At 45.4% G+C, this 13,578-nt stretch carries 12 protein-coding genes and 1 pseudogene; 3 read left to right on the top strand and 10 right to left on the bottom strand.

What is annotated here, in order from left to right:
- Positions 1-3 precede the first annotated feature (3 nt).
- Positions 4-1,191, bottom strand: a complete 1,188-nt coding sequence (locus tag LC065_RS06885) for an acetyl-CoA C-acetyltransferase (RefSeq protein WP_226592769.1) — start codon at positions 1,189-1,191, stop codon at positions 4-6.
- Between the two features lie 171 nt (positions 1,192-1,362).
- Positions 1,363-3,495: a heterodisulfide reductase-related iron-sulfur binding cluster gene (locus LC065_RS06880; protein WP_306163844.1), complete on the bottom strand. Its 2,133-nt coding sequence runs from the start codon at positions 3,493-3,495 to the stop codon at positions 1,363-1,365.
- 212 nt (positions 3,496-3,707) lie between these two features.
- On the opposite strand from LC065_RS06880, the gene cls reads away from it, so the two are divergent.
- Entirely contained in the window at positions 3,708-4,892 is a 1,185-nt protein-coding gene (gene cls / locus LC065_RS06875; RefSeq protein WP_306163843.1) for a cardiolipin synthase, read from the top strand.
- Positions 4,893-4,897: 5 nt separating this feature from the next.
- On the opposite strand, the gene LC065_RS06870 is transcribed toward cls, so the two are convergent.
- The 6 genes and pseudogenes from LC065_RS06870 to speE form a co-directional block, all read right to left on the bottom strand.
- A complete protein-coding gene (locus LC065_RS06870; protein WP_146817672.1) occupies positions 4,898-5,077 on the bottom strand; it encodes a XapX domain-containing protein in 180 nt (59 codons plus the stop codon).
- 844 nt (positions 5,078-5,921) lie between these two features.
- Positions 5,922-7,589: an arginine--tRNA ligase gene (gene argS, locus LC065_RS06865; protein WP_306163842.1), complete on the bottom strand. Its 1,668-nt coding sequence runs from the start codon at positions 7,587-7,589 to the stop codon at positions 5,922-5,924.
- Positions 7,586-8,026, bottom strand: coding sequence for a YwiB family protein (locus tag LC065_RS06860; RefSeq protein WP_226592776.1), 441 nt, complete (start codon positions 8,024-8,026; stop codon positions 7,586-7,588). The genes argS and LC065_RS06860 overlap by 4 nt, the downstream gene beginning before the upstream one ends.
- A gap of 110 nt (positions 8,027-8,136) precedes the next feature.
- Complete coding sequence (locus tag LC065_RS06855; RefSeq protein WP_306163841.1) at positions 8,137-8,559, bottom strand: hypothetical protein; 423 nt, start codon at positions 8,557-8,559, stop codon at positions 8,137-8,139.
- Positions 8,560-8,657: 98 nt separating this feature from the next.
- A pseudogene (gene speB, locus LC065_RS06850) lies at positions 8,658-9,531 on the bottom strand (agmatinase).
- 5 nt (positions 9,532-9,536) lie between these two features.
- Complete coding sequence (gene speE, locus LC065_RS06845) at positions 9,537-10,367, bottom strand: polyamine aminopropyltransferase (protein WP_226592781.1); 831 nt, start codon at positions 10,365-10,367, stop codon at positions 9,537-9,539.
- 139 nt (positions 10,368-10,506) lie between these two features.
- Between speE and LC065_RS06840 the strand changes: the two genes are divergently transcribed.
- Positions 10,507-11,457 (top strand): transglycosylase domain-containing protein, encoded by a 951-nt coding sequence (locus LC065_RS06840; RefSeq protein WP_306163840.1) that lies wholly within the window; start codon positions 10,507-10,509, stop codon positions 11,455-11,457.
- 30 nt (positions 11,458-11,487) lie between these two features.
- Positions 11,488-12,558: a transglycosylase domain-containing protein gene (locus LC065_RS06835; RefSeq protein ID WP_306163944.1), complete on the top strand. Its 1,071-nt coding sequence runs from the start codon at positions 11,488-11,490 to the stop codon at positions 12,556-12,558.
- Between the two features lie 277 nt (positions 12,559-12,835).
- Here LC065_RS06835 and LC065_RS06830 read toward each other — a convergent pair whose 3' ends face one another.
- Both LC065_RS06830 and LC065_RS06825 read right to left on the bottom strand, forming a co-directional pair.
- Entirely contained in the window at positions 12,836-13,180 is a 345-nt protein-coding gene (locus tag LC065_RS06830) for a YolD-like family protein (protein WP_226592842.1), read from the bottom strand.
- Between the two features lie 137 nt (positions 13,181-13,317).
- Positions 13,318-13,545, bottom strand: a complete 228-nt coding sequence (locus LC065_RS06825; RefSeq protein WP_226592844.1) for a hypothetical protein — start codon at positions 13,543-13,545, stop codon at positions 13,318-13,320.
- Positions 13,546-13,578: the final 33 nt, after the last annotated feature.

Below are 13,578 nucleotides of genomic sequence, written 5' to 3'. Positions count from 1 at the left end.
TCCTTATTGTTTCGGTACTTCGATCAATACGGCGTCTCCTTGACCTCCACCTGAACAAATAGCTGCGATTCCAAGTCCACCGCCGCGGCGTTTCAATTCGTGAGCAAGGGTGAGAAGAATACGCGCACCACTCGCTCCAATCGGGTGTCCAAGCGCAACAGCCCCGCCGTTAACGTTCACTTTCTCGTGATCCAGTCCTGCGATCTTGCCACTCGCTAGAGAAACGGCAGCAAAGGCTTCGTTCACTTCAAACAGATCGATATCTTCAATGGATTTTCCAGCTTTTTTCAACAATTTATTAATGACAAGCCCTGGCGTCTGTGGGAAGTCCTGAGCTTCAACAGCAATTTCATCATGAGCGAGAATCGTAGCCAATGTCTCCGCACCCAATTCTTCCGCTTTTTCATCAGACATGAGCAGCATGGCACAAGCTCCGTCGTTGACCCCAGGGGCATTTCCTGCCGTGATCGTTCCCGTTTTATCAAATACAGGACGAAGTTTAGCCAGAGCTTCGACTGTCGTATCTTTTCTTGGTGCCTCATCTGTATCGACGACTTTCGGATCACCTTTTCTTTGAGGGACTTCAACTGCTGTGATTTCTTCGCTTAACGTTCCTTCTTCTATGGCTTTCACAGCTCTTTGATGACTTCTATACGCCCATTCATCCTGCGCTTCTCTTGTTAATTCAAATTCTTCAGCTGTCCGGTTTCCGTAGTTGCCCATATGGACATTCTCAAAGGAACATGTCAATCCATCATGCACCATCATATCTTTGACGGCACCGTCGCCCATACGGAACCCCCAGCGGGCTTTCGGCATAAAGTAAGGCGCATTGCTCATGCTCTCCATACCACCAGCAACAATGATGTCCTCTTCCCCTAAACGGATGAACTGATCTCCCATCGTCACACTTCGCATACCAGAGGCACAAACTTTGTTTACGGTTTCTGTTTTTACATCCCAAGGAATGCCAGCTTCTCTTGAAGCCTGGCGGGAAGGCAGCTGTCCCTGACCGCCCTGAAGGACAGTCCCCATAATGACTTCATCCACATCTTCTGCTTTCACGTTCGCACGTTCCAAAGCTGCTTTAATGGCGATACCTCCAAGCTGTGCAGCTGTCAAAGGTGCAAGTGATCCTCCGAATTTTCCAAAAGGGGTACGGGCTCCAGCAACAATTACAGTTTTACGCATGTTTATTCCTCCTCTTATTGATAACGCTTTCAAAAATGACGATTGAACGCTCGCTCAAAATCGCCCCATAAGGAAAGTGTACATAAAACACTGTACACTTTCCACAATTTTCATACTATTTTTTCTTTTAACGGGATTGTTCGACGGAAAAAATATTGGTCAAACGTTTGATTAAGCGGTCTTTTCTTCTGTTTTTTCAAACATGGATTTCGCTAGGATCTCGGCAATATCCATCGTGCTGACTTCCTCTTCCACTTCTTTCGCTTTCGTTCCATCGGATAGCATCGTCAGACAGAATGGACAGCCACTCGAGATCATCGTCGGTTCGACTTCAAGCGCCTGCTCGGTACGGGCGACGTTGACACGGTTTCCGGATTTCTCTTCCATCCACATCATCCCGCCTCCAGCTCCACAGCACATGCCGTTGGAACGGTTACGCTTCATTTCCACCACTTCGACTCCAGGTATCATTTCAAGCACTTCACGCGGCGGCTGATACACTTCGTTGTAGCGGCCAAGGTAACAGCTGTCGTGATAAGTGATCTTCTCTTTCACGACTCCTTCCGGTTTCAAGCGTCCCTCTTTCAACCATTCGGCAAGCATTTCCGTATGGTGATAAACTTCAGCTTCAAGTCCGAAGTCCGGGTACTCGTTTTTGAAAATGTTATAGGCGTGTGGATCGATCGTAATAATTTTCTTCACATTATGTTTTTCAAATTCTTTCATATTCTTTTCAGCAAGCTCCTGGAAAAGGAATTCGTTCCCCATACGGCGGGCTGTATCTCCGGAGTTTTGCTCTTTATTACCAAGAATTGCGAACTTGATATCCGCTGCATTCATCAGTTTGGCAAAAGCCATCGCGATTTTTTGGCTGCGGTTATCGTAAGAGCCCATCGAGCTGACCCAGAATAAGTATTCGAATTCTTCTCCTGATTTCTTCAATTCTTTCACAGTAGGGATTTGAACGTCCTCATCCAACTGTCTCCAGTCTTCACGTTCTTTCTTAGAAAGTCCCCATGGATTTCCTTGACGTTCGATATTCATCATCGCACGCTGTCCATCGGCATCCATTTTTCCTTCTGTCAAAACTAAGTAACGGCGAAGATCAATGATTTTATCGACGTGTTCGTTCATGACCGGGCAGGCATCTTCACAGTTTCGGCAAGTCGTACAAGCCCATAGCTCTTCTTCTGTGATGACATCTCCGATCAAACTCTTATTATTCACTGCGTCAAGCGTAGCTGCTGCTTCATCTGATCCTTGAGAGCGGGACATTTGTGCGAGCGTATTTCCTTCTGTTCCGGAAAACGCATACGCAGGCACCCATGGAGATTGGCCGGTAACAGCCGCTCCTTTTTCTGTCAGATGATCTCTCAATTTCACGATCAGATCCATCGGGGAAAGCATTTTCCCGGACCCAGAAGCTGGACAAACATTGGTACAGCGTCCACATTCCACACAGGCATAAAAATCGATCATTTGCAGCTGATTGAAGTCTTCGATTTTCCCAACCCCGAAGGACACGTCCTCTTCATCCGCATCTTCGTCGATCTCAAAATCAATGGATTTCAGTTTTCCTGGTGGTTCTTCACGGCTCAAAAACACGTTCACGGGTGCTGCAATTAAGTGTGCGTGTTTCGATTGAGGCACGTAAATCATGAATGTCAGAAGGATGAGCAGGTGAATCCACCACATAATGAAGAACACAGTCGCAGCTGCAACCGGAGGCAGCCATCCGAAAGCGCTTGCAATTCCAGACGCAACAGGTTCTGTCCATGCCCCTTCATGGCCATGCCAGATAAGCCCCATGCCATTTCCTACAAGAACGGTGACCATCAATGTTCCGATAAAAATAAGGACAAGCCCCGCTTTAAAGCCGCGCTTCAAGCGAACTAATTTTTCAATATAACGGCGGTAGAACGCCCAAATAACAGCGACTAGGATCGTCAGTGTCACGATTTCCCGGAAGAATGTAAATCCTGGATAGAAAGGTCCTAAAGGCAGATGAGAATCTGGAGCTAGTCCCTTCCAAATAAAGTCGATCGCCCCGAATTGAACGAGGATGAATCCATAAAACATCATGACGTGGATGATGCCCGACTTTTTATCTTTCAATAACTTCTTTTGTCCGAATACGTAAATCCAAATCTTCTGCAAACGCCTCTTCAGCTGTCTGTCATACTCGAATTTTTTCCCCAGTTTAATGTAAGCGACGCGGGTCTGAACGACACGGACGAACAAGTACAGGCCGTAGACAAGGACGCCAAGGAATAAAACCCAGTTTGCCACCAACAACGGATTCATTGGTTCTCCCCCTCTTTGTTGTTGTCGCGCGATGGCGACTTCCCTTTTCTCCGATCAGAAAATCGACAAGTAATCTTATAATTTTCTGAATCTTATAGCTTTACTATAAATTATGAATGAGCATTCAGTCAACATATTTTCTCGTTTTTCCTTTTGAAACCTTTAAAATCGGGGAAACTATCAGGAAGGTATTTTTTAAGGAGGGACGAAAGATGCTCGTCACAATCATTCTATTCATCATTTTATTTGTTTTATTACTATTCATTGACTTCAAAATGGGACGGGCAGAACATAGAAAAAAACCACGGCCCCTCCCGCTTCCTGAAACCCGCGGGAACTATAAACTGTATAAAAACGGTTCGGTCCTTTATGAGCAGATGTTCCATGAAATTTCCGAAGCAAAAAAACAAGTCGACGTCTACTTCTACTTGATCGATAACGATTATATTAGTGAGAATTTCTTAGATGTTCTGAAAAACAAGGCTCGAAACGGTGTTCCTGTCCGTCTACTTGTCGACAGGCTCGGAGGATACAAAATCAATAAGTCAGCTAGAAAAAAACTAAAAGACGCAGGGGTTGTCTTCTACTTCGCCGAAACCCCTGGGTTCCCCTTCTTTTTTTATCGATTAAATAGGAGAAATCATAGAAAAATAACGGTTATTGACGGAAAAGTAGGATATTTGGGTGGGTTCAATATTGGAAAGAATTATATTGGAGAATCTGCGAAATTCGGAGACTGGAGAGACTATCACCTACGCTTAACTGGCCCCGTCGTTTCCGAAATCCACAAGGTCATGCTGGATGATTGGTACCTGGCTTCAGGAGAAAAAGTGTCCCCCTGTGAGCCTTCTGATGACGGACATCACAAAATGAATATTATGGCGACTGACGGGGTTGAGCTTGAAAAAGAATTTGCGAAGATGATCGATTCTGCACAAAAAGAAATCCTGATCGGAACACCTTATTTCATCCCGACAGAAAAATTACAAACAGGCTTAAAACAGGCGATATCCAGAGGGGTCGAGCTTCACATTATGATACCAATGAAGGCCGACCACCCATTTGTAAAACCGGCAGCAATCCCATATTTAAAAGAGTTATACGACCTGGGAGCTTCGATCCGCTTGTTTGATGCGGGTTTTTACCATTCGAAAGTCGTCATGGTAGATGGAACATTCGCCGATATTGGAACGGCCAACTTCGACCGACGGAGCTTCTTTTTAAACAAGGAAGTCAACACCTATGTGTATGATGAAGACTTCATCAGTGACTTGAGAGCTGCTTACTTTGAGGATGCCGCTGATGCCATACCTTTTGATGAACACTGGCTCAAGCGCCGTTCATTCACCACACGACTGAACCAGAGAATCGCTGTATTGTTGAGACCTTTCTTGTAATTCTTTTACTTGAAAAATTCAGCAAACATTGGTCCTGCCCATGCCATAACTTTAAAGCCGAGATAGATCCCAATGATTCCTGCAACTCCAGCAAATGCAGGCGGTGCTGGGATTGGTAATTTGAATCCTGCAAAAACGAGTCCTACGATAAATCCTGTAATCAATGCGATGATGACTTCTTTCACCTTTTCCACAACCTTTCGATATGTAAGATACAGAAATAGTTTTTGCTTGCATGCGTCTTGTCATGCAAGCTTCTTTTTATGTTACGAAACCCCTCCTCTATTGATTCACCAAAAAAGCCAACGGATTCTTATATAAGCTCCCTATAGTGGAAGACTCAGTTTCGAGATGTTTCAGGGTTCGTTGCTGGGGTTGAGCGTCAGGGGTGGCTGCGAAGCTACTCGCTTTCCTGTGGGGGAGTGGCGAGCTTCCTCGGGCTAAAGCCCTGTGGGATCTCGCCTATCTCCTTTCTCACACGGGAGTCTCGCAGCTTCCCAACCACCCCATTCGAGGTATGTGAGAAACGAACCCCTTTACCAAATCAGATTGTCTTCCTTTATCCTGATTGTTAGTGGCATAAAACGCATAGTATCAAGCTTTCAGGATTTTAATACCTGAGCATTGGAGTTTTATCCTTATACTCCCATCAAACTGAATAGCTGATTATTCGGAAAGTGGTTTCGAGACACTGATATAGAAAAGGGGCGGAGGGGAATGGCAAGACTCCTGCGGGAAAAAGTGCAGGGTGAGACCCCACAGGACGCAGTCCGAAGAGGCTCAAAAGAATAGAGGAAGTTCGATTAAGTTCGGCACGTCCTGTGCCAACATCGAACGCCCCCACCTCGTGTGGGGCCCCGCGGAAAGCGAGCTATTCCCCGCAGCCCCCTTCCACTCAACAAAAGTCTCGAAACTGAGTCTTCCACAAACCTGCCATTTACTTCAATAATATAATATCCTTTTGTGTGAATATAGAAAAAGAGCACCCCTGCTCTATTAGCAAAGACGCCCTTTTCCTAGTATATGGAATTACATTTGGTTTGGTGCAGAAACTCCGATTAATCGAAGTGCATTGTTCAGCGTTGTCCGTACAGCTTTCATTAACGCGATTCTTGCTGCTGTCAGCTCTGGATTTTCATCGTCGAGCACTTTGACGGCATTGTAAAAGCTGTGTAGGTTCGATGCGAGATCGAACGCATATTGAGTCACGCGGTGTGGCGTGCGTTTTTCTGCTGCATCCGCTACCACTTGCGGGAATTCTCCCAGACGTTTGAGAAGGTCTTCTTCTTTCTCAGCTGTAAGGTAGCTTTCGTCATAAGAATCTTTGGCTAGACCCTTTTCTTCTGCCTGTTTAAGCATCGTACAAATGCGGGCATGGGCATATTGTACGTAATACACAGGGTTTTCATTCGACTCTGAACGGGCAAGGTCCATGTCAAAGTCGAGGTGAGAATCACTGGAACGCATGGAGAAGAAGTAACGCATGGCGTCTATCCCTACCTCTTCCATCAGTTCACGAAGGGTGACCGCTTTTCCTGTACGCTTACTCATTTTTACCTTTTCGCCGTCTTGGAAAAGATTCACCATTTGGATGATTTCTACTTCCAGCGTATCTTTCTCGTAACCAAGCGCCTGGATGGCCGCTTTCATTCGTGGAATGTAGCCATGGTGATCGGCTCCCCAAATGTTGATCAGTGTATCAAATCCACGATCCAATTTGTTTTTATGATAGGCAATATCCGGAGTCAAGTACGTGTATGTTCCATCATTCTTAATTAGGACACGATCCTTGTCATCTCCGAACTTCGTCGTTTCAAACCATGTCGCATCATCTTTTTCGAACACATAGCCTTGGCCTTTTAATACGGCAAGGGCATCTGTGATCTGATCGTCGTTGTACAGAGAAGTTTCAGAGAACCATTCATCAAATGGAACGCGGAATTCTTCCAGGTCTGTTTTGATTTTATCCAAAAGGAACTTCAATCCATACTCACGGAAGAACTGAAGGCGCTCTTCTTCCGCAACATCAACCCATTTCTCGCCATCTTCACTCACGAGCTTTTCAGCTAAACCAACGATATCCTGACCATGGTAGCCATCTTCTGGCATGCTCCACTCTTTTCCAAGATTCTGCATATAGCGAGCTTCCAAAGATTTTGCCAGGTTAGCCATTTGGTTTCCTGCATCATTAATGTAGTACTCACGGGAGACATCGTATCCTGCAGCATCCAATACGTTGCATAGGGAATCACCCACGGCCGCTCCACGTGCATGACCTAAGTGAAGCGTTCCTGTTGGGTTGGCAGAAACAAACTCCACCTGGATTTTATGCCCTTCGCCACTATTGCTGCGGCCATATTCCTCATCAGCATTTAAAATTGTAGATACTAATTCCGTCAAATATTGATTGTTCATGTAAAAGTTGATGAACCCTAGTCCAGCAATTTCAATTTTTTCAATCGATGCTTTAGACTTGTCGAACTGCTCCACGAGATCAGTCGCGATGGCACGCGGATTTTTTTTAGCAACGCGTGCGAGCTGCATTGCCATGTTTGTAGCATAATCTCCGTGCGCTTTGTCTTTCGGCTGCTCCAGAATCACTTCAGGTATCTCTTCCTCTGAAGCCAATTCAGCAGCAAGGACTGAGCGTACGATTTCATCCTTCAGTTTTTGTTCCATTTGTTCAACGATATTCATGAATCGCTCTCCTCCTCAAACGTCAACGTCAAGCGGTGGGCTTGAGTCACTTCATGGTTTAAAGTCATGGTATAGCTTAAATACAGTCGGCCTTGTGTGGATTCTTCCAATGATCGGAATTCCACTTTATCTGTATAGGTCTTCATATGAAAATCACCATAGGTATGATGATACAAATTTTCCGTCTCCGTGGATGTCTGGAAAACCTGGCGCATCTCCACGCCACCGCTCCGTTTGATGCTGACATGTTCTGGTTTGACCGTCACCATCGTACTGACCGGTTCTCCATCTTCCGGGTGCTCGATAAAGGTGAGCACTTGCGTATCGCCTCGTTTGAAAAACTGTCCCGGTTCCTGGATCTTCATCGTCTCTTTACGATCCCCATCCTGTATTTCCGTTACAAGCTGCACCTGGACATCTTTTGCGTTACTTGGCATCTTCCCTCCACCTTTTCTATCGCCATTTTTTACGTACAAGATATAACTAATATATTATAAGAATTCGAACAGAAAAACGCAAGCATCATTGTAGTAGAAGGTTGACGTACTCATGCACTTCCTTCAACTGAGCGACATGATTCGGAATGGAATAAGCCGCATATAGAACTAGGATAGCCAAAACAATCGTCAAGTACCACTTGAATGATAGATTTTTTTTTAAACGGTCGGCGGTCCGGAACAATCGCGAAAAGTAAAAATGGAAGCAAGAGACCGATCACCCATACATCTGTACTCCACTGTTTATTTTCCACAGAAACAGCCAATGTGAACTGCAAAAGGTCGTTCATACGATCTTCTACGTTCACTTCAGCCACCTCTTCTTTCCCTATTCCTTCAAGGATTACAAGTGTATCTCCATTCAACTCATACGAGATATTGGATGGGTTCCAGTTTGCTCCGTAAGTGAGAAGCAACAAGGGTAGCATAATCAATACATAAATCCCCGCTACTCCTATCGTCTTTTTATCCAAAACAAAAGCTCCTTTGTATCTTGTCTTTTTACATAGGTCGAATCATATAGAAAAGCCACTATGAAGACCTCTCACAGTGGCTTGTTCCATTCTATCATTTATTTGACGAACCCTAAAAGCATTTCGCGGATGAACTTGCTCGCAGCAATCTGCGTCTTCTCTGTCGGGTCATAAGCGGGAGCGACTTCAACGAGGTCCGCTCCTACGATGTTCAAATCGCTGCCCGCTATGGCATGGATGCTTGCAAGCAGTTCTTTCGACGAGATCCCGCCCGCTTCTGCCGTCCCTGTTCCAGGGGCAAAGGCAGGATCGAGCACATCGATATCAATCGTGACATATACCGGACGGCCGGCAAGTTCAGGCAGCACTTTTTTCAAAGGTTCCAACACTTCAAACCTAGCCATATGCATACCAGATTCTTCGGCATATTGGAACTCTTCACGCATGCCGGAGCGGATGCCGAATGAATAGACATTCTCTGCTCCCATCAGCTCACACGACTTGCGAATCGGCGTCGAGTGGGACAACACTTCCCCTTCATACTCTTCACGAAGGTCCGCATGGGCATCGATATGAATGATGGCGAGGTCCGGATGTTTTTTATACATCGCTTGAATGACAGGCCATGTAACGAGGTGCTCTCCCCCCAAGACCGAGGGGGAATTTACCTTTTTCAAGTAATTCATCGATATACCCTTCAATAATATCCAGGCTCCGCGCTGCATTTCCGAATGGCAGCATCAAATCGCCGGCATCATGATAATCCACTTCTTCCAGGTGACGATCAAGGTACGGGCTGTATTCTTCCAGCCCAATGGAAGCCTCACGAATACGGTTCGGACCGAAGCGTGATCCAGGACGGAAACTGACGGTCCAGTCCATCGGCATGCCGTAAATGACAGCGTCCGCTTCTTCCTCCGTCGCCCGGCTCATGATAAATACTTTTCCAGAGTAGGATTCATCAAAACGCATGGGAGTCACTCCTTCGTAAGATCTTTGACGAACTTCGGCAGTGCAAAACATGCGCGATGAATTTCGTCGGTGTAATATTTCGTATCGATATCTGCAAAGCGCTCCTCTGTGACTTGCTGGGGATCATGCACTTTACTTCCCATCGTAAATGTCCACAGTCCACTTGGATAGGTAGGGATGTTCGCTGTGTACACTTTTGTGATCGGGAATGTTTCTTTCACGTCGCTATACACCTGGCGGATCAGATCCGCTTTAAACCATGGGTTATCCGTTTGTGCGACGAAAATGCCATCTTCTTTCAATGCTTTGGCAATCCCCTCATAGAACCCTTTGGAAAAAAGATTAACGGCCGGTCCTACAGGTTCGGTGGAATCGACCATAATGACATCATACTCATTTTCACTTTTGGCGATGTGCATGAAGCCGTCATCCACCTTCACTTCCACTCGCTCATCCTCTAGCGCTCCTGCAATGGAAGGCAGATACTTTTTCGAATACTCGATGACTTTCCCATCAATTTCAACAAGAGTTGCTTTTTCTACACTCTCATGTTTCAAAACTTCACGGATGACGCCACCATCTCCGCCACCCACAACAAGAACGTTTTTGGGGTCCGGGTGGGTAAACAATGGAACATGGGCAACCATTTCGTGATAGACGAATTCATCCTTCTCTGTCGTCATGACCATGTCATCAAGAACGAGCATATTCCCCCACTCCGCTGTTTCCAACATCTCTAAATCTTGAAAGTCTGTCTTCTCACTGTGCAGGGAGCGATTGACCTTCGCTGTAATCCCGAAATGATCGGTCTGTTTCTCAGTAAACCATGTACCCATGTTGCATTTCTCCTTTTTCATCTATGAAATATCTTTCATCGCCTATGCGTTTGTTTCACTCAAGAAGTTTATTTTACTACGTATTCTCACATAATAATAGCAGTCTTTATACATTCGTAACAGTTAGGAGTATAAAAGAATGCGATCATTTTTCAGAACAACTTATAGATGGGCGATTCGAGGAGTGAAACTCACCGTATTTGGCACAATCATAGGGATTGTTGGAATCATCGGCGTACTGATCTACGCCATCACCCAGGGACCTCCATCATTGATGACTGAACAGAATACCGTCTTCTATGGGACGGACGGGGAAATCATAGGAGAAGAGCAGGGCGCCGAAGAACGTTACTGGATTAATATAGAGGAAATGCCCGAATCTATCAAAGACGCGACACTTGCCATTGAAGACCGGCGTTTCTATAACCACTTCGGTTTCGACTTGAAGCGTATTGCGGCAGCTGCTCTTACGGACCTTAAGCAAATGAGAATGGCCGAGGGGGCCAGCACCATCACCCAGCAATACGCAAGAAACCTATACCTGTCCCATGATAAAACATGGAAGCGGAAACTAAACGAGGCTCTCTATGCCCTACGATTAGAAATTTTTTATAACAAGGATGAAATACTAGAAGGTTACCTGAACACGATCTATTACGGCCATGGGGCTTATGGAATTGAAGCGGCGAGCCGGCAGTATTTCAATAAACATGCAGAGGACCTTACTTTGACAGAAGCCTCCATGTTAGCTGGAATCCCTAAAGGTCCGACCTATTACTCGCCACTCGCAAACGCGGAACGAGCAGAAGCAAGACAGCAGCAAATCTTAGCTGAAATGGAACAGAACGGCTATATCACTTCCTCTGAAAAAAGAGCAGCTGTAGAAGCGAGCATCTCCTATGCAGACGATGAAGAAGAAGAGATCCAGGAGATTGCCCCCTATTTCCAGGATCAAGTCGTTACAGAAGCGGCTCATCTACTTGATGTAGACAGAGAAAGTGTGCAGACAGGCGGCTATCATATATACACCACTTTAATTGAAGAACATCAACGGATTTTGGAAGAACAGGTGAAAAGAAACATCCCATGAAGTGAAGAAATCCAAGTCGCATCTGCTGTGATGGATGGCCATTCTGGATCGATCACGGCCCTTGTCGGTGGTAAAGATTATGGAGAGAGTCCGTTCAACAGAGCCACTCAGGCGAAACGGTCCGTCGGTTCGACTATCAAACCTTTTCTCTATTATGCAGCGCTCGCGGAAGGGTACTCCCCTGTCACGATGAAAGAGACGCAGCCTGTTGAGATTGAAGTAGAAGGTAAAACCGACCCTTATATTCCATCCAACTTCAACGACCAATATGCAGAAGAACCAATTTCCATGGCTCAAGCGCTTGCCGTTTCCGATAATATTTATGCCGTGAAAACCCACATGGATATCGGACCAGAAAAACTAGGAAAAACGATGAAGACATTCGGTGTTGAGGGAACATTCAAGCCACACCCTGCGCTTGCCTTAGGATACTCCTCCATCTCCCTTTTTGATATGGTCAGTGCCTATGGAAAAATGGTGAAAGGAACGGAATCCATTGAAGGTCATACGATCGCTAAAATTACGGACCGGCACGGGAATGTTCTTTATGAATACAAACCAACTTACAATAAAGACGATGCTGTCGATCGAGTACGGGCGTTCACTGTCACCCACATGATGACAGGAATGTTCGATCCTGTCTTAGATGCCGATTATGCATCTGTCACAGGCACTCCAATCAAAGGGAAGCTGACACGCATGTATGGAGGGAAATCTGGAACCACCGACAACGACAGCTGGATGATCGGCTTCAGCCCTCAATACGTCTCCGGTGTATGGGTCGGTTATGATGAAGGCAGTAAGCCGCTCGAAGACTTCAACGACCATCGATATGCCAAAGCCATCTGGGCGGATACGATGGAGAAAATACATGAGAATGAGCCTACAGCAGCCTTCATTCCACCACCAGGGGTGAAAGGAGTCTACATCGATCCTGAAACCGGCTATGTCGCTGGCCCCAACTGTCCGCAGGAACGGTTAGTGTACATGGAAGAGTCCGATATTCCTAAGGAAGTATGTGGCGGAGACGAAAGTAAAGATGTGGATGATGAATTCAAAGATGATCCATGGTTTAAAGATGTGGTGGACTGGTTCTTTTAAGCGTTCTGGTTCGCTTTGACTCCTTTGGCGCGAAAGGTCATCCTCCCAACGGATGACCTTTCGCTTTTTTTCTTTAAAAAACAATGACTCCACGTTCATCACAAAATAAAAAAAGACAGAGAAAACGACCGGGGAACCGGTCGCTTTCTCTGTCCTAGTAAACATGTATAACCCATGTGTTACTTAATATATTACCCTTATCGCTGATTCGTCAAGATTGGGCGTCTGAATTCTTACACTTTTTTCATGAACATTTTGTGAACAAATCGTGAACACCTTACAAAATAGCGAGGTCAGCGATATCATCTAGAGAGATGCGGACCTTCTCTTTCGTCTGGCCATCAACCCCTACTACTGCGTGGTTGTTACGGTTTACATTGGTCACCTTCATCCTTATATCTTCATACTCGAAACCATTGTGCACTCTAACCTGGACAGTAAGATTGTCCGTTAGTGCCCGCTGCAAAAGAAAGTCAATTTCGACAGCTTTCTGTTCATCCATGATGCCTTTTTCTACACGCTGATCTTCTTTCCAAAGTTTTTTTACCATCTCTACATGCTCCGGCAGCATGAGCGATGTCCACTTGATCGTCCCGCGATCACGATTCCGGTTATCCATCATTGGCTCCCTCCAACACGAACGTTTGTTCTTATTCTACCATAAAAGAAGGAATCGTAAACTGGAATTTTCATACTTAGCCACACAGTCCTATGTCCCATGTGTCTCTTTTTTAAAATTGGAAAAGGAAATTACTCGTCCTAATCCATCTCTTTGTTTCCTGCGTTCGCCTTTTTCTGATACCCGAACACGAATATGCAACTCACATAGATCACGAAAGCACCTGAAATAAACCATAACCCTGATGTTAAATACTCATGATCTGCATAAAAAGACCATTTAAACAGGAAGTGAAGGATTCCCGAGATCAATCCCACAAGAGCAATCACAAAGTGAAACACAACATCATCTTCTAAAATCCTTTTCAAAAAATCCACTCCTTTCTTTCACCATAAGATCTA

It is taken from the genome of Halobacillus litoralis, assembly GCF_020524085.2.
Classification (GTDB): Bacteria; Bacillota; Bacilli; order Bacillales; family Halobacillaceae; genus Halobacillus; species Halobacillus litoralis_E.
This window is presented reverse-complemented; position numbering and strand designations above follow the sequence as displayed.

Coding starts and splice junctions, on each gene's coding strand:
- argS (WP_306163842.1), bottom strand. CDS start 7,589: ATGAATATCGTTGAACAAATGGAACAAAAACTGAAGGATGAAATCGTA.
- LC065_RS06885 (WP_226592769.1), bottom strand. CDS start 1,191: ATGCGTAAAACTGTAATTGTTGCTGGAGCCCGTACCCCTTTTGGAAAA.
- LC065_RS06860 (WP_226592776.1), bottom strand. CDS start 8,026: ATGCCAAGTAACGCAAAAGATGTCCAGGTGCAGCTTGTAACGGAAATA.
- LC065_RS06835 (WP_306163944.1), top strand. CDS start 11,488: ATGGATGGCCATTCTGGATCGATCACGGCCCTTGTCGGTGGTAAAGAT.
- speE (WP_226592781.1), bottom strand. CDS start 10,367: ATGGGTACATGGTTTACTGAGAAACAGACCGATCATTTCGGGATTACA.
- LC065_RS06880 (WP_306163844.1), bottom strand. CDS start 3,495: ATGAATCCGTTGTTGGTGGCAAACTGGGTTTTATTCCTTGGCGTCCTT.
- cls (WP_306163843.1), top strand. CDS start 3,708: ATGCTCGTCACAATCATTCTATTCATCATTTTATTTGTTTTATTACTA.
- LC065_RS06840 (WP_306163840.1), top strand. CDS start 10,507: ATGCGATCATTTTTCAGAACAACTTATAGATGGGCGATTCGAGGAGTG.
- LC065_RS06830 (WP_226592842.1), bottom strand. CDS start 13,180: ATGATGGATAACCGGAATCGTGATCGCGGGACGATCAAGTGGACATCG.